This is a genomic window from Coriobacteriia bacterium (genome assembly GCA_013336165.1).
GTDB lineage: Bacteria > Actinomycetota > Coriobacteriia > Anaerosomatales > JAAXUF01 > JAAXUF01.
The window spans coordinates 100,992-120,803 of record JAAXUF010000002.1; the positions used below are offsets into that span (position 1 = coordinate 100,992).

Here is a 19,812-nt window from a genome sequence, read left to right on the forward strand (position 1 = left end):
CAAGGACTCCATGTACGAGCAGGACTCGGCGTACCACAAGCTGAAGGTAATCGATCACGATGGCGTGCGCTCGCTCAAGTTCGAGCGAAACCACCAGTCGTCGATGTCGCTTGCCGACCCGTTTGAGACCGACATCGAATACGTCGGCTACCTGCACCTCACGCTCGCGGTGAAGCATGACGCCGAGTGGACCTTGGTGCTCGGGCTGGGTGGCGGGTCGGTGGTCAAGCGCATGTGGCGGGATTATCCGGCGATGCACATCGACGTGGTCGAACTTGACCCGGACGTGGTCGAAATCGCACACGAGCTGTTCGCGTTGCCGCTAGACGAGCGGATCACCGTCACGGTAGCCGATGGCCGCGACTTTGTGGCGACCTCCGACGACATCTACGACATCATCATCGTCGACGCGTTCGACGATGACCGGGTTCCTCGGCAACTCATGACCGAGGAGTTCATGCGCACGATGCGCGACTGCCTCGCCCCCGACGGGGTGGTCGCGTACAACTTCATCGGCTCGCTCCACGACGGAAAGAGCCGGGCGTTTCGCAGCCTCTACCGCACGGCGTCCAACGTCTGGCGACAGCTATGGGTCTTCGCCGTGGGGCATGACGGCAACGCTATCGACGGCACCGACAATATCGTCATGCTCGCGACGGACCGTCGGGAACCTGCCGACGCATTTCTCGAACGCATCGCAAGCCGAGCCGGCGGACTGGTGAGCGTGCCGGGGTTCGAACGGTTCGGCGAGGATCTGTACCGCGGGCCGATCAGGGCGGGCGATGTGCCCCTGCTTCTGGATGAGCCGTCCGCGCGGCAGCGGCATCAAGGACGCAAGAGGCGCTGAGTGCGCAAGAGGCAGAGGGCAGGGGTCCTGGGCTCAGACATACTCGAAAGGCCGCCCAAAGATCGGGCGGCCTTTCTGCGTAACTCGCGCAGGACCCCCGCCCTCTGCCTCCCCTCGGGTCGAATCCTTAGTCTGGCGGCATTGGGGTGCCGGTGCCACCTTTGGAGCTGCCAAGCGCTAGTACGTCGACGGCTTCGATCTCGCCGATGAGGTCGTCGAGCTTGCGGAGTGCCACGGCGATGCGAGCGGTCGCGAACGCCGAGGGTGTCTTCTTCTGGCCGAACGAGAACTGCTCGAAGCCGCGGAAGCATGAGCGCGGGACGACACGGCCATCGGGGCCGATGTTGTAGGCAGCCAGACATGCCGCGATCTCGGCGAGGGCACGGCGGTCGGCGGGATCGGCGGCGGGGCCGCTCCACAGCTCGGGGTAGCGGCCGAGTGTGTCGACAACTTCGAGCGCCGAGTACCAGGTCGCCGGCCACTTGGCGCGCTTGAACTGTCGACCATGGCCGAACAGGTACGGTTTCTCGGCACCGCGCTCTCGCCATGCTCGCAGCGACACGCGGCCGGCTTCGACAACCTCGCGCGGGCGCTGCTCGGCGGGCAGGTACGAAAACGCGCGCAGGGCCTCGATCGTCGCCTGCGGGCACATGTCGGCGTTGCTGCCCGGGCCGCGGAAACCGACCAGCGGGTCTGGCAGGCAGAGCCACGCGCGGCCTTGACGGGTCTCGGCGAGATCGGCAGCGATGCGCCCGAACGCGCGCAGCACCCGCGGGTCCTCGGCGAACCCGAAGCGCGCGAGCGTCTCGGCGATAGCATGCGAATCGCACGGGAGCGCGCTCCAGACCGGCGCGTCCATTCCGCGCCACCGCCCGAATGCCTGAAAGCGGCCATCGGCATTCTGGTGTTCGAGCATGGACGCGAGGATCGTGGCGATGCGCGGATCATCCTGAGCCGTCACACCCATGTCGCCGAGCAACCCGAGCAGGTTCGGCGTGTACTCTGGCTTGTCGTGGCCGGTCGCAAGCGCGTCCACATCCCACGGCACCAGCCTGCCGAGAAGCTCGCGCGTGCCTGCGTCCGCGAGCACGGCGGCGTGCGCAGCCACGACTTCGGAGTCATCCGCCGGACGGTCGACCAGCGCGGTCAGCGCCAGCCAGCGCGCCGCTGGCTCCTCGCCGCCGAGCAGCCACGGGATCGGATCCTCTGGGAACAGCCGGAGCCAAGCCTCGGGCATCACGGCATCTTCGGGGGTTCCGGCGCCGCAGGCGGCTCGGGCACGTCATCGGCGGACTCCGCCTTGCCGCGACTCGCGGCCCCATCAACCTTCTCCGCCGCTCGCCCGAGGACAGCCGCCAACCCCGCGAGCGCGTTGGCGACATGCGGAGCAGCAGCAGCCGACGCTTTCTCGGCGGCGTCGTTTATCGCCTGTCCTGTTCGCTCGGCGCCCTGCCGAAACTGCTGGCCCAGGTCGACTGTGGCTTCGGAGAGCGTTACATCCGCTTTGCGCGCGATGTCGTTGATCCCGGCGCGGACTTCCTCGAGTCTGAGTGTCTTCTCCGGATCATCTACGGCCGCCTTAGTCCAACGAGACAGCGCCTCGCCCAGATCTCCCATGCGCGCCACCACGTCGTTCCACGCATCGCCGGCGCTCGGACTTGCGGGTTCCTCTTCGGGAACCACAGGGCTGATCTCTTCAGTCATGGCCATCCTCCTAGGACATCTCTGACTTCACGTGTCATCATCTAGTATGTTCACGCGAGCATCAAAATGGAAACATGCGGGGTAGAGTCCGAGATTCGAGGAGGACATCATGCTGAAGGAGTTCAAGGAATTCGCATTCAAGGGCAATGTTGTCGATCTGGCGATTGGCATCGTCATTGGCGCAGCGTTCAGCGCGATCGTGAACTCGTTCATCAAGGATATGATCAACCCGTTCCTCGGGCTGCTCGGCGGCGGCAAAGCAGCGCTGGAAGGACTCTCGGTTCACCTGAACTCTGCCGTGACACTCAACTACGGGGCATTCTTGAGCGCGGTACTCAACTTCCTGGTAGTAGCACTGGTGCTGTTCCTGGTCATCAAAGGCGTCAACCGGTTCCGCAAGGCCGAAGAAGCCACCGGCCGCCCCTGCCCCTACTGCCTGACCGAGATCCCCAAGGCTGCGACGCGCTGTTCGAGCTGCACATCCGAAGTGCCAGCCGAGTAGAGAATCGGACAGATGATGAACGCCGAACAGGCGCTTCCGGAGAAGCTCGAGGACATCCCCAACGTCGGTCCGGCAATCGCCGAGAAGTTCCGGCTGATCGACATTCGTGTGCCGTCCGACTTGTCCGACCGGGACCCATACGCTCTGTTCGATGATCTCGCGCGCCGGACAGGCGCTCGCCACGACCCTTGCCTACTTGACGTCTTCATATCCGCGGTCGCCTACATGGGCGGAGAACCCGCCAAACCGTGGTGGACGTACACAGCTGAACGCAAGGCCCGGCTGAGCAGCAGTCGCTAGAACTCCAGCGCTGCCACCCGGTCAAACACGATGTCGACGCGCGATAGGAACGCCCACGGGTCGAAGATCGCGTCGAGCTGATCGGCCGAGAGACGCGAAGTGACCTCGGGGTCGGCTTCGAGCGCGCTGCGATAGGTGGGCCCGTCGTCCTCGGCGCGCTGAATCGACTCCCACACGAGCATGGCGTTGCGCTGCACGACGAGGTACGCGTCTTCGCGGGACATGTCGGTGTCGACAAGAGCGAGCAGCACCTTGCTGGAGTAGATGAGGCCGCGAGTCCTGTTCAGGTTCGCCATCATGACGTCCGGGTAGATAACGAGCCCGTCAAGGATCCATTCAAGCTTGCCGAGCAGGTAGTCGGTCGCGGCGAAGCTGTCCGGCATGACAACGCGCTCTGCCGAGGAGTGGCTGATGTCGCGCTCGTGCCACAGCGCCACGTTGTCGAGGCCGACCTGCCCGTTCGCCTTCACGACGCGCGCCAGGCCGACAACGCGCTCGGCGGTGATCGGATTGCGCTTGTGCGGCATTGCGCTGGAGCCCTTCTGGCCCTTCGCGAACGGTTCCTCGGCTTCGATCGTGTCGGATTTCTGGAGCGCCCGAACCTCAGTTGCGATCCACTCGGCGGTCGAAGCGACGATGCCGAGCATCATGAGTACGTGCGCATGGCGGTCGCGCGCGATGACCTGTTGCGACGCAGGGTCGGGCCGAAGGCCGAGCCTCTCGCAGACGTACTCCTCCACAAACGGGTCGATGCTGGAGTAGCTGCCCACCGCGCCGGAGATCGCGCCCACCGCGCACGAGTACTCGCGCGCAGCCTTGAGACGCAGCTCGGCGCGCTTGAACGCCTGCGCCCAGACGGCGAACTTCATCCCGAACGTCATCGGCTCGGCGTGGATGCCGTGAGTGCGCCCGACGCACAGCGTGTCGCGGAACTCCTCGGCGCGGCGCTGGCAGATGCGGCCCAGACGGACGACGTCGTCGATGATGATGTCGATCGCCTGCGTGATCTGCACCATGAGCGCCGTGTCGCCCAGGTCGCTCGAGGTCATGCCGTAGTGGACGTACTTCGAGGGTTCGCCGATGTGCTCGGCCATGTTGGTGAGGAAGGCGATGACGTCGTGGTTGGTAGTGCGCTCGATCTCGTCGATGCGCTCGACCTCGAAGGCTGCGCGCTCGCGGATGAGGACAGCGTCTTCGCGCGGGATCACACCCAGTTCGGCCTGCGCCTCGCACGCGAGGACCTCGATCTCCTTCCAGATCTCGAACTTATTTTCCTGAGACCAGATGCGGCCCATTTCGGGGCGAGTGTAGCGATCGATCATGATGAGGCTCCTTGGGCGGAGTCGGGGGCGGCGGTGCTGCAACCGGGTCGAATCCGAAAGCGCAAGTACATTATCGCAGAGACTGGGCGGGTGGGTGAAAGAGTACCAACTTCACCGTGCTATCGTGCTACCATTCCGCTCACAGTGACCCCGAGGCTGGGACTCGACCGCGACGTCGGCGGGTACCCGGGAACGGAGACGACGTCCATGCTACGCACCCTTCTCGGCGGCAAGATCCACCGCGCTACGGTGACGGAGGCCAACCTGAGCTACGAAGGCAGCGTCACGGTCGACGCGGACCTGCTCGACGCCGCCGGAATCCTCCCCCACGAGGCCGTCCACATCTGGAACGTCACGAGTGGCTCCCGACTGCAGACTTACGCGATCGCGGGCGAGCGCGCATCGGGCGTCGTATGCGTCAACGGCGCCGCAGCGCATCTCGTGTCGGCGGGAGATGTGGTGATCATCGCGACGTTCGTCCAGCTCGAGGATGCCGAAGCGCGCGACTGGGAGCCGTCAGTCGTCTTTGTCGACGCCAAGAACCACGTCCGCGAGATCCGCTCGGAACGCGGCGGCCCCAGCGGCCCTCGCTAGGCTGACCGCGAGGCGAAACCCCTAGTGCCTGCAGGAACTAGCCAAGGAAACGACCGACACAAGAGAGGGAGAGCCCGGCTGGGGCTCTCCCTCCTCTGCATACATCGGCCGTCAGCCGCGCGCTGTCTACGTCAGCGGCGCTTCGCCGGCGGCATTCTTGCCGGCAATCCGGCCCCAAACGAGATCTTGTCCGATGGCACTGCCGCTTCCCGTGTAGCAGTCGCCCATGATGCCGCCGCCGTTGATGCCGGCTGCATAAAGCCTAGGAATGGTGTCCGTGCCGGTTATCGACACTACCTGAGCTTTCGTATTGATTCGCAAACCACCGATGGTTATGCCTTGCGAAGATGCCGTAGAGGCGTGGTCCTTCTTGATGGCATAGAAGGGAGGTGTCGAAATCGGCACTAGCTTCTTGGTCGCTACGTCTCCGGCACGTGTGATCCGGGTCTTGCCGAATTCCAGATCGACTCCACCGGCAACACTCTGGTTGTAAAAGTTGACGGTCTGATCCAAGACAGTCGGGTCGCAACCGATCTTCACAGCCAGTTCCTTGATGGTCGGGGCTTCCACGACTGTGGCTGTGGACGTTCCCTTGATCAGCTTGTCACCGATCTCCCATGCAAGCCAGTTTGAAGAGCGTCCGGACGCACCCTTCCAGCCTTCAGCTTTGATGGCATAGAAGGTCTCATCGACGAATCGTCTGCCACCTGGATCGACCATGATTGCTCCTGCAAGAACGCTCACGCTCAGAAGTGTCTGGTCCAGGTTTATCGTTCCGGCGCCGATCTTCATGCCCATAATGATGCCGTCGCCCGTGTCAGAGGCCGTGTAGTTGGTCGGATAGATTCCCTCTTGGCAGTAGATCTTGTTGAAGTCTTTGTTCTGCGAATGCCCGCCTGCCGACAAGACTACGCCGCGCTTGGCCTTGATGTAGACCGTCTTGCCGTTGGCGTAGTCGACAGTGCCCGACGCGTCCGTTGAGGCTAGAGACGTGGCAGGCTGCGTCGCCTTGACTCCAACGACTTGCTTCGTGGTGGGATCCACAACAAGTTCCGTCGCTCTAGTCTGCACAAGGACCTGAAGTCCTCGCGACTTGACGCCTTCCCACAGCGGCTTGAAGAATCCTGTCCCTCTGGTTGGCCCTACCGGCGTCGGAGCAGACGGATTCTTGGGAGGATAGGTCCACGTGGGTTGAACCGGCTTGACGATATGCCCGCGCGGCTTGGGCGGCGTCACTTTTGCCATTTCCGGTTCTGCACCGGAGTAGTAGAGCCCCCAACTGGTCTTATCATCCGCCAACGGCTGGATCGCAGGGATTCCACCATAGAGATTCACTCCTGAGTAGAACTGAGCACCCAGTTTAACGAGCCACTCAAAGGCCGGTGCCGAATTGTCTGCCTGAATCCGAGTCAGTTCAGGCACGTTCATCCCGTTTCCCATGGACATCAGATATTTGTACATCTCGTCAGGTGTGTCCGTGATCCCCGCCGCCTTCTGAAGCGTAGTCCCAGCCGCATATAGGATGCCGGCGCACAGACACGAACTGCCCCCCGGCGTATTTGTCTTCTCAAGGACGATGACTTTTGCGCCCGCGTCGGCCGCCTCAATTGCAGCAGCACCGCCGGCAGCCCCAAATCCCACAACGACGACATCCGTCTCATAGTCCCACTTGGCCGGCAATCCCGGCGTCGGGGTTGCGGCCTTGGAGCAACCAGCAATGGCTCCGGCGGCCGTAAGTCCCGCTCCTGCCACGGCAGCGCCTATGATGAACTCGCGCCGATTCATCTTCTTCTCAGCAGACATTCCAATTCTCCTTCGAACGATTAGTCCTTCGTGGGCGTATCTGATCCCGACTATCCGATCGACTCCGGCCCCTCCTTGAGCCTGAGTATTCGCCGACTCCAACTAGTCACCTCCGGTCGCGGAAGCATGGCACCCGATGCAGGGAGAGAAACTCATCATGTGGTGGCATTTGAAACATGCGTCCAAGGTCTTAGGCCGGGGTACTGCGGCGGCGGACGCGGGCGGCTGAGCATGCGTCGAGTGGCAACCCAGGCATTCCATCGGCTGAGCTGTGGCCGAGGGAGAGTGCATTGTGGCCCCGTTGGCAGGGTCAATGGTCCGATGTGGGTTCACTGCTGTTCCATCGGCGGCCACATAGCCCGCTGATGCTGCCTGGACCTTTGAGAAGGGGCCGTGGCACTTGAGACAATCGGTCGCAGCGATGTCCTGCGAACTGGGTGTCGTTGTAGCCTGGTTCGACGAATCGTCGTTGGTCGACTTCGAACTGCATCCGCCCGCCGCAAGTGCAGTCAGGACAACAGCCAGCACCATCACCACGATCACGTATTTCGTCTTCATCTTCATCTAATCACCTCCCCACATTGGTGTTGGAGAAGCATTCTGTTTCTTGTACTCAGACACTGCACTTGGCTCGATACTAGCTCCGGCACAATGCATAGAGAAATTCTGCCTGTGCATAGTGCTCGGCCTCGAAAGAATGTGTGATTTCTCAACTGGAATGGCTATACATGTTGAGGAATGCGATTCTGTAACGCGATTCGTTTTCTGCCGCGAATACGAAAGGTCAAACAATGGACATGTCGCTCTTGGCCCACTACGTCGCGTTCTCGACCCGTATGAGCTTCACTGAGGCCGCAGCTGATCTCCACATAACTCAATCAGCACTCAGTAAACAGATTTCGGCGCTCGAGTCGGAAATCGGCACAGAGCTTGTCGAACGCACAGGAAAGAATCTCCGCCTTACGCACGCCGGGACGATCTTTCTAGAAGACGCAAGCGCCATCGTCAGTCGATACAACGCAACAAGACGCAAACTGAAGGCCTTGTCCAAGAGCGGCCCGTCCCATCTCACGATAGGAGCAAGGGTTGACCGACCCTTCCTGCTGGAGTTGGTATCAGGCGCGGTCAGCGGTCTCAAAGAAGCGCATGCCGAAATTCAGACCAGGATCTGGTCCGATGATTCGGTACGCCACATTGACTCGCTGTCGAATCGAGCGGTGGACGCGCTTCTGTGCATCGCTTCTCGCGAATTGAGGACTCCTGAGTTTCTATCTCTGCCGCTGTTCGACGACCGCCTCGCCATCATCGTGAACAAACATCACAAGCTGGCGGGTCGAAGCAGCGTGTTTATCTCGGAGCTTGAGGACGAAGCGCTTCTTTCCCGTCCAAACCTATCCAGTCTCGATTTTCGCTGGCGCATTGAGGAGTTGTGTAGTGCTCGCGGATTCGCGCCGAGCTTCGAGATGCACAATCTCGCAAGTTGCCAAGAGTTCTTCCTTGAATTGGGCAACTCAATTCTTCCTTGGACCTCGCTCACTCTTTCCAGTATTCCGGAGTCCGTTCGCTCAGAACTCAGCGTCATCGCCATTGAGGACGAGGACGCCCAACTGGAGTATCGGGCATTCTATCTTGCTGACTGTCCCAACCCTGCTCTGCCGCACTTCCTTGAACATCTTGCGGCAGTGGCGGCAAAACTAGACGTCAAGTAGGCGGGGGTCCTTTGCCTTGAATGCAACAGTCGTCTCGCCGTAGGCTTCAGTGAGGCGACCTGTAGAGGTACACTCGACGCGGATACGCTGGGCTTTTTCGGGGAGGAATTCGCATGAGCATCCGTACGAGTCGCGCGAGCGGAGTCGCAGGCGTCACCGTCGATGAGGCCACGTGCACCGGGTGCGGCGCTTGCGTGCGAGTGTGCTTCGGCAAGCCGCTTGAACTTGAGGGCGGGCGCGTCACCGTCGACCAGTCGCGCGTCTTCGGCTGCATCGGCTGCGGGGCGTGCGTCGCCGTCTGCCCGACGGGCGCGATCTCGGTCGAGGGCCGCGACCTCACTCCCACCGACGTCTTCGCTCTTCCGCCTCGCGACGCGCGCGCCGGCTACCCGGGACTTCTCGCGCTCCTCGAAAGCCGCCGCAGCACCCGCACCTTCACCGCCGACGAGATCGCCCCCGAGCTCGTCGATGCGATCCTCAAAGCAGCTTCGGCCGCGCCGATGGGGATCCCACCGTCAGACGTGGGAGTGCTCGTGCTCGAAGGCCGCGAGCGGGTGGCTGCGTTTGCGAAGGATTCGCTCGGCTGGATGGTGAAGGCCCGCCGCTGGCTCGGGCCCACGCTGCCACTCATGCGTCCGTTCATGCGCCGCACCGACTACGAGCTGACGCGCGACTTCGTCCTCCCCGCCGTCGACTACTACCGGGACTACGCCGAGAAGGGCGTCGACTGGTTCTTCTACGACGCCCCTCTCGCGATGATGTTCTACGGCTGCGGCGCCTGCGACCCTGCTGACCCGTATATCGCGGCGACCTACTCGGTCATCGCCGCCGAGTCGCTCGGCCTGGGAAGCTGCATGCTCGGCTTCGCCGCGTACCCTGCCACCTACAGCAAAGCGATCCGAAAGCGCTGGGGCCTGCCCGACCGGATCCAGCCCGGCATCATGGTGATCTTCGGCCACCCGGCGATCGCGAAGCGCCACGGCGTACGGCGTCGGTTCGCCCGGATTGATCGGCCAGCGGCCGGAGGAGTCCCCGTCAGCTCTTGAGGTCCGCGCGCGCAAAGGTCACAAGCCCGCCGAGAAGCGCGAACATCAGCCCGCCTACAATGACGACCCATAGCGTCTCCGGTGCGACGTTGAAGACATTTCCGGCAGCGATGTCGGCCCGCCCCGGCATCATCGCGAGCATGGGCTGAGCCCACGGGTACCATGGCGCAAACTCGTGCGACTGAGCAGCAAAGATGCTCGGGAGGGTGAAGCACACGTTCAGCGCGAGCGCCGCGCCGAAACTCTTCCATCGGCTCGAGACCCACAGCTGTATTGCCGCCAGCGGGAGTACGGCGATCCATCCCGCAAGCAGCGAGCGCCCGAGCATCTCCCATGGCACTCCCCCCTCGAAGTGCGCAAGCGTCCCTGCGGCCACAAACGCCGCCCCGAATACTAGGTTGGTGAGCGCCAGAAGACCCGCGAGCATGACGTACTTAGCGAAGTAGACACTTGTGCGCGACACCGGGAGCGAAAGCATCTGCTTCCAGCCTCCACCGGCATGCTCGGTCCGACACAGCAGCGCCGCGAAGACGCCGGCAAGAAGCGGATAGAACAGCCATGCGTACTGTAAGACGCTTGAGAGATAGGCCCGCGCCCACGGTTCGGCCCCGGACGCCGAATCCCCACTCATAAGCACCGCCAAGCAAGGCCCTGCTACAACCAAGCTGCCGACAAGCAGCCACTGCATTTTCAGCAGCTCGACTCTCAGAACTCGAAGCATTGCCGGATTCCTCTCTTTACCGAATCTCACGTCGTGCCAGAAGGACGCAGCCGATAATGACCAGTCCGACGACCCATGCGGTGCTCACCAACGGGAGTACCTCCGGCGTCAGCCATGAAAGCGATGCGCCTTGTGACCCCGAGACATCGCCCCGTGCCACAAAAGTCATTGCCTCCGTCGGCAACCGCCAAAGCAGCCACGCCGGTAAGTTCGACATCCCCATCCCAAACATCGGCGTCACAACGCCAAGCGCGATCGGCAGCGCCTGATTCTTCATCGCCGTCGACAACAGAAGCTGAAACGCCAGAAGCGGGAGCACTCCGATCCACGGCAGCAGAGCCGCCTTGCCGAGATCGGCCCACGGCAACGGCCCGAGGCCCTGCCAGAGCATAAGCAGTGCATACCCGCACGACATCAGCACCGACGAGACAGCCAATAACGCGGCGGCCCACGCGAACTTCGCCGCATAGGCGCTCGCCCGCCTCACCGGCATCGCGAACAGTGACTTCCATGTGTCCGAACGATGTTCGATATCAACGATCATCGAAGCCACGAGCGTGGCCCCGAGCCCCATCGCGAAGACTTGGATCATGCCGAGCTGGCCGATCACGACCTGCCACCCGGAATCACTCCCGGCCCGAAACGGCACCAGCATGTACTCGCCCCTCATCGCGAAGAGGATCACTCCCATCAGGGTGACGCCGAGCGGCCCCATCACCGTGAGCGGCAACAACCACGTGCGTCGCATCTTGCACCAATCCGCTGCGACCAGAGCGCGGAATGAAGTCCCGCAGGCCGCGGCGCTTTCGAACCCTGCGCCTGCATCGGCCTTCATGTCGGACTCGCTTCTGCAGTCAACTCGAGGAAGATGTCCTCGAGAGTAAGTTGCTGCTCCTCCACACGGTAAACCGCGATATCGCGATCGACGAGCGCGCGCACCAGCCGTGCGGCATCCGCAGGCGCCGTCGAGTCGAAACGCAACCTCTCCCCCTCGGCCATGACGCCACCGAGCTGGCTTTCCTCGGCTATCGCAACCGCCTCTTCCAGCCGATCGACCTGTACGGAAACATGCCCGCGGCTTCGGGCACGCAGATCCCCGATCGGCCCCTGGAAGATCAGCCTTCCGGCATGAATGACGCCGACTGCGGTCGCCATCTGGTCCACCTCGGCAAGAAGGTGGCTCGATACCACGACCGTGATCCCGTGTTCGCGCGGCATGCGGCGAATCAGATCGCGCACCTCATGGATGCCTGCCGGGTCGAGGCCGTTGGTCGGTTCGTCGAGCACCAACAGGTCGGGCGAGCCGACCAGCGCCGCCGCGATCCCCAAGCGCTGCTTCATGCCGAGTGAATAGTCGCCCACCTTCCGCTTGGCGTCCCCGGTCAGCCTCACGATATCAAGCACCTCAGCAATCCGGCGCTCCGGCGCGTCAAGCAGGATCGCGACGATCTTGAGATTGTCCCACCCGCTCAGATGGGCATAATAGCTGGGACTCTCGACGAGAGCGCCCACACGACGCATGACCTGCAGCCGATCTGCCGGAATCGGCCTTCCAAAGAGACGGGCCTGTCCCGCACTGGGACGGATCAGCCCCATCAGCATACGGATGGTCGTGGTCTTGCCCGCCCCATTCAGGCCGAGAAACCCGTAGATCTGCCCCTGCTCCACACGCAGGTCGATCCGGTCGACAACGTTCTTGTCCTTGTAGCGCTTTGTCAGTCCACTCGTTTCGACGACGTAGTTCTGCACGCCGCATCACCTCCGAATCTCATTATCGCAATGACGTTTGAAGATAATGGAAACGGAACCTGAACTCGCGCTTAACTCAGGGGCAGGCGCACACAGACCTGAGTCCCTTGGCCGATAGCGCTCGATACCGCGACGCTGCCGCCGTGAGCCTCAACGATTTGCCGAGCGATCGCCATGCCCAGCCCAGTACCCTCGACGGCGGACTGAGTCGCGGTGCCGCGGTAGTAGCGGTCGAAGAGTCGGCCGAGCGTGGCCGCGTCCATGCCCGCACCGTCGTCGGCAATACAGACGACGGCGCCCGCGCCCTCTCGCCTGACGGAGACGCGGACGGCGGTGCCCTCGGCATTGTGGACGACCGCGTTCGCCAGCAGGTTAGCGAGCGCACGGCGGAACCACGCGGGATCCACATCGGCGTCGATGCGGCCAGTTCCGGGCGGTTCCTCGAACGCGATCTCGCGGCCCGTCGAGCGCGGATCGTTCGCAAGGTCGACCGCCACGTCGCGCACGAGTTCGATGAGGTCTGTCTGCTGCCGTCTCAGAGGCAGGGCGTCCGCACGCAAGCGGAAAGTGAGGTTGAGATCGTTGATCATCTCGGCCATGTGACCCGCTTGGCCTGCCACGATTGCGGCCTGACGCCTAACCTCGTCGGGCTCGAACTCATAGTCGCTCGCAAGCACGCTGGCATAGCCCTGTATCGAGGTGAGCGGCGTGCGCAGGTCATGCGTCACTCCCGAGATCCACTCCTCGCGGCCCGCCTCCAGTCGCCGCCGCTCATCTTCGGTGCGGCGTAGTTCGAAAGTGAGCACATCGAGAGAATCGAACACCTCGCGGTAGATGGCGAAGGACTTCTTCCTGGCCTTGCCGTCGTACATGCGGCTCGCCGGACGCCCGTCCGGGCCGAGCGGCTCGGCATAGTCGCCGGTAGCCAACGCGTTCAGCCAGGTCATCATGTGCGTCACAGGCCGAGCCAAGCTGCGCCCGAACATCCACACAGAACCGAACGTCGCGGCGGCTCCGAGCATCAGTAGCCCGCCTGCCAAGAACCCGGTTCCACTGCCGCCCGCGGCCAGGGCGTTGAGCGCGATGACCGCAGCGATCCCCCCGAACACGAACAGGAAGCCGAGCAAGACTGTCAGCTGTATCACGCGACCAAGATAGTGGCCGACCATGCGCCCTTCGAGTCTCATGGCTGAATCACGCTCTCACAACGCACAAGCTTGTAGCCGAGTCCGCGCGCCGTCAGTAGGTAGCGTGGACGAGCCGGCTCGGGCTCGATCTTCTCGCGCAGGCGGTGAATGTGGACCTGCACCGTATTGTCGTCCGACTCGCCGAGAGCCTCCTCGCCCCAGACCTGCCGATAGAGTTGGCGCTTCGAGAAGACCCGACCCGGGTTGCGGCACAGGAATGCGAGCAGTTGAAACTCCCGCGCTGGTATCGGCAGGTCGCGCCCGGCCACTTCAAGCCGACACTCCGCTTCCAGCAGGCGAAAGCCGTCCCAGTCGAACACCTCGGCCACCGGTTGCTCGGATGCGTCGACCCCGTTTCCGGACGAGCGGCGTAGAAGGGCCTTGATGCGCGCTACGACCTCGAGGGGGTTGAAAGGTTTCGTGACGTAGTCATCCCCGCCAACTCCGAAACCGGTGAGTATGTCGATATCGGAGCCGCGTGCGGAGAGAAACAGGATTGGCGCAGAACAGGTACGCCGAATTTGACCGGCCAGCATATAGCCATCGCCGTCAGGAAGCATGACGTCAAGCACGATAAGCGCCGGTGAGCTTGCTTCGACCGCAGCGAGCGCTTCGGCGATGTTTGAGGTAAGTATCACATCGTCGAACCCCTCGCGCTCCAATACGAGGCGCAACAGATCGAGAATCGCCTGCTCGTCATCGATGATGAGGATACGTTCAGCCATTCGCCGCTTTCATTGTCGGAATCGCACTGATTGTACGCGTTACCACACTCCGGCTGGCGCAGTGTTCAGCCGAAGTTCAGGAAGCACCCCCCCCCCGTTTGGTAACTCCCCGACAGTGACTCCTGTGTCGCGCGTCCACCTGCGCTACACTCTCCTCATCCCGTACTGCCGAGAGGGAGATCGCGCAAGAGCATGGCTCGCCGACTACATTATATTGACGTTCTCAGGGCCATCGTCGTGGTGCTCCTCGTTCCGCTGCACACTGCACGCGTATTCGACCTGTTCGAGCAGTACTACGCCAAGAGCGCGTACTCCTCGGAGTTCCTGACTTGGGCTGTTGTCGGCTGGCTGGGCATGTGGCTGGTTCCGCTGTTCTTTCTGCTCGCGGGAATGTCGTCATACTTGTCCTTGCGCAAGTACTCGCCCGGGACGTTCTTCCGCGAGCACGCCAGAAGGCTTTTGATTCCGTTTGCATTTGGTGTGCTCGTGCTTGTGCCACCGTTGAACTACTTCGGGGCCCGCACGAACGCCGGATTCCGCGGCACGTTCTGGGAGTACCTCACCAGCGGACGCTTCTTCCGCTTCAGCCTGACGCCAGGCGCCGATTATGCAGGCGGTTTCGGACCCGGACAGATGTGGTTTCTGCTGTTCCTGTTTGTCTTCGTGAGCATCGCACTCCCTCTGTTCATGTGGATGCGCCCCGGGCACGGTGGGGAGAGAATCGCGCGCGAAATCGCCAAGCGCCTCGCACAACCCACGTGGTGGTGGGTGGGCGCCGGCGCACTGCTTATCGTGCAGCCTATCCCGCAGCTCTTCGAGCAAGACGTCGCCCTTCTCTTGCTGCTGATGGTTGCCGGCTACATCGGCATGTCGGACGAAGCCTTCATCCGAGACACCAAGCGCTACGCGGTTCTGGCGACCTTGATGGGCCTACTGTTCTCGGTGGCCGCACTGGTCCTCTACACCTGGCACATCTACTGGACCGACCCCTCGATCCTGCGAACGGGCTACTACTTCGTCCGAGGCGCCGCAATGTGGCTGCTGCTGCTGGGCGCTGTCGGGCTCGGCGCGAGGTACCTCGACAAGACCGGTCCCGTACTCGACTACCTATCGGAAAGCAGCTACACGCTGTTCATCCTGCATCAGACGCTGATCGTGGTTATCGCCTACTTCGTGGTCATGATGCCGCTGGGCTGGATCACGCAGTTCCTCCTGATCATCGTGCCCGCAACCGCCCTCACCTTCGCCCTGTATGAGGTGGTGCGCCGGTTCGACGGGCTTCGCTGGCTGTTCGGCATGAAGTCGAAGGCCGCCGAGGCAACCAGCCGACAGCTTCGAGACGCCGAGTAAGCCCCCCCCCGGCGGTGCAGTTCCCCTTCTGCAAGTCTCGAATTACCTGTTTGCTTTTTGCTACAAAGTGATATCATCTTAATATCTCACCCAGTCGTCGAGGCGCGAACGCGTCCGACGCTAACCGGAGGTAGCAGCAGAAGATGAGCAAGGAGAGAACGGCCAAGGTAATGAGCGGTTGGATCATGCTTCCTGTGGTGATCGTCATGCTGCTCGGGGGTCCTGCGTTGTTCATTGCAGGTATCGTCATCGGTGTTACGGCGGGCGGCAGCGACGCTCCGCCAATCTGGTGGATGTTCATCACCGGAATGCTCGTGTTCATGGCGAGCTTCTTCATCATGCCCGGCTTCTTCACGCTCCAGCCCAACGAGGCACGCGTCCTGATCCTATTCGGCAAGTACCGGGGCACCGTGCGTGATGACGGCTTCCACTGGGGCAACCCCTTCTATGCGAACGGTGCCTCCGCCGAGGGGATGCAGATCGCGGCGAGCGCGACCGGCTTCACGCTGAAGAAAGCCGACGGCAGCGACGGCAGCACAGCACCCAAGCCCAAGGCCGCACGGAACAAGATCTCCCTGCGTGCCCGCACGCTCAACGGCGAAAAGCTCAAGGTCAACGACAAGGGCGGCAACCCGGTCGAGATCGCTGCCGTCGTGGTGTGGCGCGTCAACGACACCGCGCAGGCCATGTTCGACGTCGACAACTACGAGACCTACGTGTCCACCCAGAGTGAGACCGCGCTGCGTCACGTCGCCACTGCCTACGCCTACGATCACGGCGAGGAAGACGACGCCGGCCCCGCCGAGATCACGCTGCGCAGTAACATCGAGGAGGTCTCCGAGGCGCTCCAGGCCGAACTCGCCGTACGGCTGGCCAAAGCCGGTGTCGTCATCGACGATGCGCGCCTGACGCACCTCGCCTACGCTCCCGAGATCGCCCAAGCGATGCTGCGCCGCCAGCAGGCTGAAGCCGTCATCGCAGCCCGCCGCAAGATCGTCCATGGCGCCGTGAGCATGGTCGAGATGGCGCTAACCGAGCTCGCCGAGAAGAACGTCGTCAGCCTCGACGACGAGCGCAAGGCCGCCATGGTCAGCAACCTCATGGTCGTGCTGTGCGGCGAGGCCGAAGTACACCCCGTCGTCAACGCCGGCACGCTGTACCAGTAGAAACGGTCATGGGGCCCTACAAATGGCGGCACGCAAACAATACCTGCTGAGAATCGACCCCGATGTATGGGCCGAGGTCGAGAAGTGGGCTGCTGACGACCTGCGGAGCGTGAACGCACAGATCGAGTATCTGCTGCGAGACGCGATCCGCAGGCGTCGGGGCCGCTCGGCGGCAGGGGGCATGGCGGAAGGGTCGGTCCCAACCAGCGAAGGTTTGGAATCATGAAAACAGCATCCACCGAACCGCTCGTCCATATTCGGAATCTCCGGATGGATTTCGGCGGAAACACGGTCATCCGGGACCTGTCCTTCGATATCAACCGTGGAGAGACGTTCGGGTTCTTGGGGTCAAACGGCTCGGGGAAGACGACAACGATTCGTGCGCTGCTGGGAATCTATCAGCCCACGGCGGGTACCCTTCATATCAACGGGCGCACATTCCGGCCGGAAGATGGCGGGAGATTGGGCTACCTGCCCGAGGAGCGTGGCCTTTACAAGAGAGAGTCGGTCATCGATGTGATGACCTACTTCGGCAGACTCAAAGGGTTGAGCAAGCGGGCGGCGGCGTCATGGTCGCTCGACTACCTGGAGCGAGTCGCACTGGGAGACAAGGCGAAGCTTCGGGTTGACAAGCTCTCCAGCGGGCAACAACAGAAAGTGCAACTGGGTGTGACGATCATGAACGATCCGGAACTGCTCATCCTAGATGAGCCGACCAAGGGCTTCGATCCTGTGAACCGGCGGCTCCTGATGGACATCATCGAAGAGCAGAAGAACGCCGGCGCCACCGTGCTGATGGTGACACACCAGATGGAAGAGGTCGAACGGTTGTGCGACCGAGTGGTCCTGCTCAAGAACGGTGAGGCAGAAGCATACGGAACCATCCCCGAGGTACAGAACCAGTACGGTGGGACTATTATTCGGCTCAAGTACTCCGGCGACATTCCCGCTTCGGCGCACTATGCGGTGACATTGCGAGAGAACAACTATGCCGAACTCGCCATCGCCGAGCAGGTCGACGAGGCACAGATTCTCCGGGAGTTGGTCGAAGCAGGTGTCTTGGTGCGAAGTTTCCTGACCAGCAAGTTGTCATTGGACGACATTTTCGTGAAGGTCTACGGGAATCAGAGTGAACTCGGGGGACAGAACTGATGGCACGGCACAACTTGAGTACCGTCGTCTCGTTCGAGGTGACACGGACTCTGACAAAGAGGCGTTTCTGGATCACGGCCCTGATCGTGCCGATCCTTCTCGGCGTCGTGATAGCGCTTGTGGTGCTGTCGAACACGACTACCACGGACCAAGTGAATTCGCAGAAGAACGCCAAGTTCACCTTCGCCTACACTGACGCCTCCGGATACGTGGACCCGGACATTGCGATCGCCTTCGGCGGCAGCGTGGTGACCGACGACGCCCAAGCGATCGCAGACGTGAGGTCAGGGAAGTTGGGCGCGTACTTCGCCTACCCGTCTGACCCAGCGAAACAGCCGACCAAGGTCTACGGAGCAGACAGCGGAATCTTCGAGAACGGCAAGTACGCAGCCGTTGCGACCCAGCTCCTTGTGGCGAGCGCCCAAACGAAGATTGGCGACCAGACGCTGACTGCTCTCGCCCAGGGCACCTTCCCTGTCACCTCAACCACCTATGAGGCCGGCCGAGAATCCGGCGGGATCAACGAGGTCATCCCACCGCTGGCATTCCTCGTGATCTTCTACATCGTCATCGTACTGCTGGGCAACCAGATGCTAACCAGCCTGCTCGAGGAGAAGGAGAACAGGGTCACCGAGATGATCCTGACCACCATGGATCCGACCACGCTGGTCGTCGGCAAGGTCATTTCCCTGTTCATCGTCGGACTGGTGCAGATACTGGTGTTTGCTCTGCCGGTGATCATTGGGTACGCGTTCTTCAGAACCCAACTGAGCCTGCCTGATTTCGACTTGTCTCACTTGCTTCTCGACCCCGGCCCAATGATTGTCGGCGCCTTGCTCCTCTGCGGCGGATTCGCTCTCTTCACCACTACGCTGGTCGCGGTTGGCGCGATCATGCCCACGGCCAAGGATGCTGGCCAGGTCTTCGGTGTCCTGATGATATTGATCTTCGTTCCTTTCTACGCCATCAGTCTCGTGGTTTCAGATCCGCATGCGCTCATTGTGCAAGTGTTCACGTTCTTCCCCTACTCGGCAGCGGTGACCGCGATGCTTCGCAACGGGTTTGGATCCCTGAGTCCCATTGAGGCGATCATCGTCATTGTCGAACTGTTCGGCCTGAGCATCATCACTCTTCGCATCGCCGTGCGGCTCTTCCGGTACGGATCGATCGAATACTCGAAGAAGATCTCCCTCATGACCGTGTTCGACAAGCAGAAATAGCGGCGTCGGCAACGTGCAGTCTTAAGCGGGTATCATCCGCTTGTGAGCAGAGGCCCAGCACCTCGAGAAAGGGTGTCCCGATGGCAATTGCAGCATGGTGCGCGGAGTGCGGTCAGTACGTATGGCTCGGCGAAAGTGGGGGTTGCGCGAACGGGCATCCGGCCAGCGCGTGTAGCAAGTGGTACGACCCGGCGACTGGACAGCCGGTCGACCCGCCGATTCCTGCGGCGGCGCCTGCGGAAGCGGCGCCTGCGGTGAGTCCCGCCGCCAACCCCGTCGGCACGCGCCTCGGCTTTCTCGCCGACGTGCTCGCGGCGTTCTCGGCACACCAGGGCTACACCGCCGCCTACGGCACCGACACCGATCTCGCCATCAACAACGTGGTCGCCGCCGCGTCGTGGGGTCTCGGCAAGAAGAAGGTTGAGTACTCGGCGATCATGAAGGCCGTCGAGCCGGAGCGCACCGTCTACTTCTGGGAGATGCTGAAGGAGAAGGGCGGCGGCGCGAGTTTTGGCGGCTTCGAGTCGGAGTCGTACACGACGTTCGGGAAGAAACGCTCGGGAACCAAGAAGGAGACCGTGTTCGGCCCCGACGGCAAGGTGCTCGACTACTCGTGGGACTACGCCGAGACGCGCGAGATCGTCGAACAGATCGCGGCCCGTCACGGCTTCAAGGTGAAGGTCGTGCTGCGCAAAGGTAGCGCGCAGTACTGACG

Annotated in this window: 22 protein-coding genes; 12 read left to right on the forward strand and 10 right to left on the reverse strand. The window is 62.2% G+C overall.

Annotation, left to right across the window (positions count from 1 at the left end):
* Window positions 1-10 precede the first annotated feature (10 nt).
* Window positions 11-847, forward strand: a complete 837-nt coding sequence (locus HGA39_02100) for a fused MFS/spermidine synthase (GenBank protein NTW28141.1) — start codon at window positions 11-13, stop codon at window positions 845-847.
* Window positions 848-974: 127 nt separating this feature from the next.
* Here HGA39_02100 and HGA39_02105 read toward each other — a convergent pair whose 3' ends face one another.
* On the reverse strand, window positions 975-2,084 hold the full coding sequence (locus HGA39_02105) for a hypothetical protein (protein ID NTW28142.1): 1,110 nt from the start codon (window positions 2,082-2,084) through the stop codon (window positions 975-977).
* Window positions 2,084-2,551 carry a hypothetical protein gene (locus HGA39_02110; GenBank protein ID NTW28143.1) on the reverse strand — a complete coding sequence of 156 codons (468 nt, stop codon included), beginning with the start codon at window positions 2,549-2,551 and terminating at the stop codon, window positions 2,084-2,086. The genes HGA39_02105 and HGA39_02110 overlap by 1 nt, the downstream gene beginning before the upstream one ends.
* Window positions 2,552-2,660: 109 nt before the next feature.
* Between HGA39_02110 and mscL the strand changes: the two genes are divergently transcribed.
* Entirely contained in the window at window positions 2,661-3,053 is a 393-nt protein-coding gene (gene mscL, locus HGA39_02115; GenBank protein ID NTW28144.1) for a large conductance mechanosensitive channel protein MscL, read from the forward strand.
* 15 nt (window positions 3,054-3,068) lie between these two features.
* Complete coding sequence (locus HGA39_02120) at window positions 3,069-3,353, forward strand: mitomycin resistance protein (protein NTW28145.1); 285 nt, start codon at window positions 3,069-3,071, stop codon at window positions 3,351-3,353.
* Here the strand turns inward: HGA39_02120 and HGA39_02125 are convergent.
* Complete coding sequence (locus HGA39_02125) at window positions 3,350-4,675, reverse strand: adenylosuccinate lyase (protein NTW28146.1); 1,326 nt, start codon at window positions 4,673-4,675, stop codon at window positions 3,350-3,352. The two genes, HGA39_02120 and HGA39_02125, sit on opposite strands and share 4 nt — an antisense overlap.
* A 207-nt stretch (window positions 4,676-4,882) precedes the next feature.
* Between HGA39_02125 and HGA39_02130 the strand changes: the two genes are divergently transcribed.
* A complete protein-coding gene (locus HGA39_02130; GenBank protein NTW28147.1) occupies window positions 4,883-5,269 on the forward strand; it encodes an aspartate 1-decarboxylase in 387 nt (128 codons plus the stop codon).
* A gap of 126 nt (window positions 5,270-5,395) precedes the next feature.
* Here HGA39_02130 and HGA39_02135 read toward each other — a convergent pair whose 3' ends face one another.
* Window positions 5,396-7,072 (reverse strand): FAD-dependent oxidoreductase, encoded by a 1,677-nt coding sequence (locus HGA39_02135; GenBank protein ID NTW28148.1) that lies wholly within the window; start codon window positions 7,070-7,072, stop codon window positions 5,396-5,398.
* Window positions 7,073-7,174: 102 nt separating this feature from the next.
* Entirely contained in the window at window positions 7,175-7,636 is a 462-nt protein-coding gene (locus tag HGA39_02140) for a hypothetical protein (GenBank protein ID NTW28149.1), read from the reverse strand.
* Between the two features lie 227 nt (window positions 7,637-7,863).
* On the opposite strand from HGA39_02140, the gene HGA39_02145 reads away from it, so the two are divergent.
* A complete protein-coding gene (locus HGA39_02145) occupies window positions 7,864-8,781 on the forward strand; it encodes a LysR family transcriptional regulator (GenBank protein ID NTW28150.1) in 918 nt (305 codons plus the stop codon).
* Window positions 8,782-8,894: 113 nt separating this feature from the next.
* A complete protein-coding gene (locus HGA39_02150) occupies window positions 8,895-9,827 on the forward strand; it encodes a 4Fe-4S binding protein (protein ID NTW28151.1) in 933 nt (310 codons plus the stop codon).
* Here the strand turns inward: HGA39_02150 and HGA39_02155 are convergent.
* From HGA39_02155 to HGA39_02175, 5 genes are all read right to left on the reverse strand, one after another.
* The gene (locus HGA39_02155) at window positions 9,817-10,548 is read right to left on the reverse strand and encodes an ABC transporter permease subunit (GenBank protein ID NTW28152.1); all 732 of its coding nucleotides are present in this window, start codon (window positions 10,546-10,548) and stop codon (window positions 9,817-9,819) included. The genes HGA39_02150 and HGA39_02155 overlap by 11 nt on opposite strands.
* A 16-nt stretch (window positions 10,549-10,564) precedes the next feature.
* On the reverse strand, window positions 10,565-11,383 hold the full coding sequence (locus HGA39_02160) for an ABC transporter permease subunit (protein NTW28153.1): 819 nt from the start codon (window positions 11,381-11,383) through the stop codon (window positions 10,565-10,567).
* Complete coding sequence (locus HGA39_02165; GenBank protein ID NTW28154.1) at window positions 11,380-12,297, reverse strand: ABC transporter ATP-binding protein; 918 nt, start codon at window positions 12,295-12,297, stop codon at window positions 11,380-11,382. The genes HGA39_02160 and HGA39_02165 overlap by 4 nt, the downstream gene beginning before the upstream one ends.
* A gap of 71 nt (window positions 12,298-12,368) precedes the next feature.
* Window positions 12,369-13,484 carry a HAMP domain-containing histidine kinase gene (locus HGA39_02170; protein ID NTW28155.1) on the reverse strand — a complete coding sequence of 372 codons (1,116 nt, stop codon included), beginning with the start codon at window positions 13,482-13,484 and terminating at the stop codon, window positions 12,369-12,371.
* Window positions 13,481-14,209, reverse strand: a complete 729-nt coding sequence (locus HGA39_02175; protein NTW28156.1) for a response regulator transcription factor — start codon at window positions 14,207-14,209, stop codon at window positions 13,481-13,483. Before HGA39_02175 ends, HGA39_02170 begins: the two co-directional genes overlap by 4 nt.
* A 192-nt stretch (window positions 14,210-14,401) precedes the next feature.
* On the opposite strand from HGA39_02175, the gene HGA39_02180 reads away from it, so the two are divergent.
* The 6 genes from HGA39_02180 (at window position 14,402) to HGA39_02205 (ending at window position 19,810) form a co-directional block, all read left to right on the forward strand.
* Window positions 14,402-15,559 (forward strand): acyltransferase family protein, encoded by a 1,158-nt coding sequence (locus HGA39_02180; GenBank protein ID NTW28157.1) that lies wholly within the window; start codon window positions 14,402-14,404, stop codon window positions 15,557-15,559.
* Between the two features lie 143 nt (window positions 15,560-15,702).
* Window positions 15,703-16,725 carry an SPFH domain-containing protein gene (locus HGA39_02185; protein ID NTW28158.1) on the forward strand — a complete coding sequence of 341 codons (1,023 nt, stop codon included), beginning with the start codon at window positions 15,703-15,705 and terminating at the stop codon, window positions 16,723-16,725.
* 22 nt (window positions 16,726-16,747) lie between these two features.
* The gene (locus tag HGA39_02190; GenBank protein NTW28159.1) at window positions 16,748-16,951 is read left to right on the forward strand and encodes an Arc family DNA binding domain-containing protein; all 204 of its coding nucleotides are present in this window, start codon (window positions 16,748-16,750) and stop codon (window positions 16,949-16,951) included.
* A gap of 44 nt (window positions 16,952-16,995) precedes the next feature.
* Window positions 16,996-17,877 (forward strand): ABC transporter ATP-binding protein, encoded by an 882-nt coding sequence (locus HGA39_02195; protein NTW28160.1) that lies wholly within the window; start codon window positions 16,996-16,998, stop codon window positions 17,875-17,877.
* A complete protein-coding gene (locus HGA39_02200; GenBank protein NTW28161.1) occupies window positions 17,877-19,097 on the forward strand; it encodes an ABC transporter permease in 1,221 nt (406 codons plus the stop codon). The genes HGA39_02195 and HGA39_02200 overlap by 1 nt, the downstream gene beginning before the upstream one ends.
* An 80-nt stretch (window positions 19,098-19,177) precedes the next feature.
* The gene (locus HGA39_02205) at window positions 19,178-19,810 is read left to right on the forward strand and encodes a hypothetical protein (GenBank protein ID NTW28162.1); all 633 of its coding nucleotides are present in this window, start codon (window positions 19,178-19,180) and stop codon (window positions 19,808-19,810) included.
* Window positions 19,811-19,812: the final 2 nt, after the last annotated feature.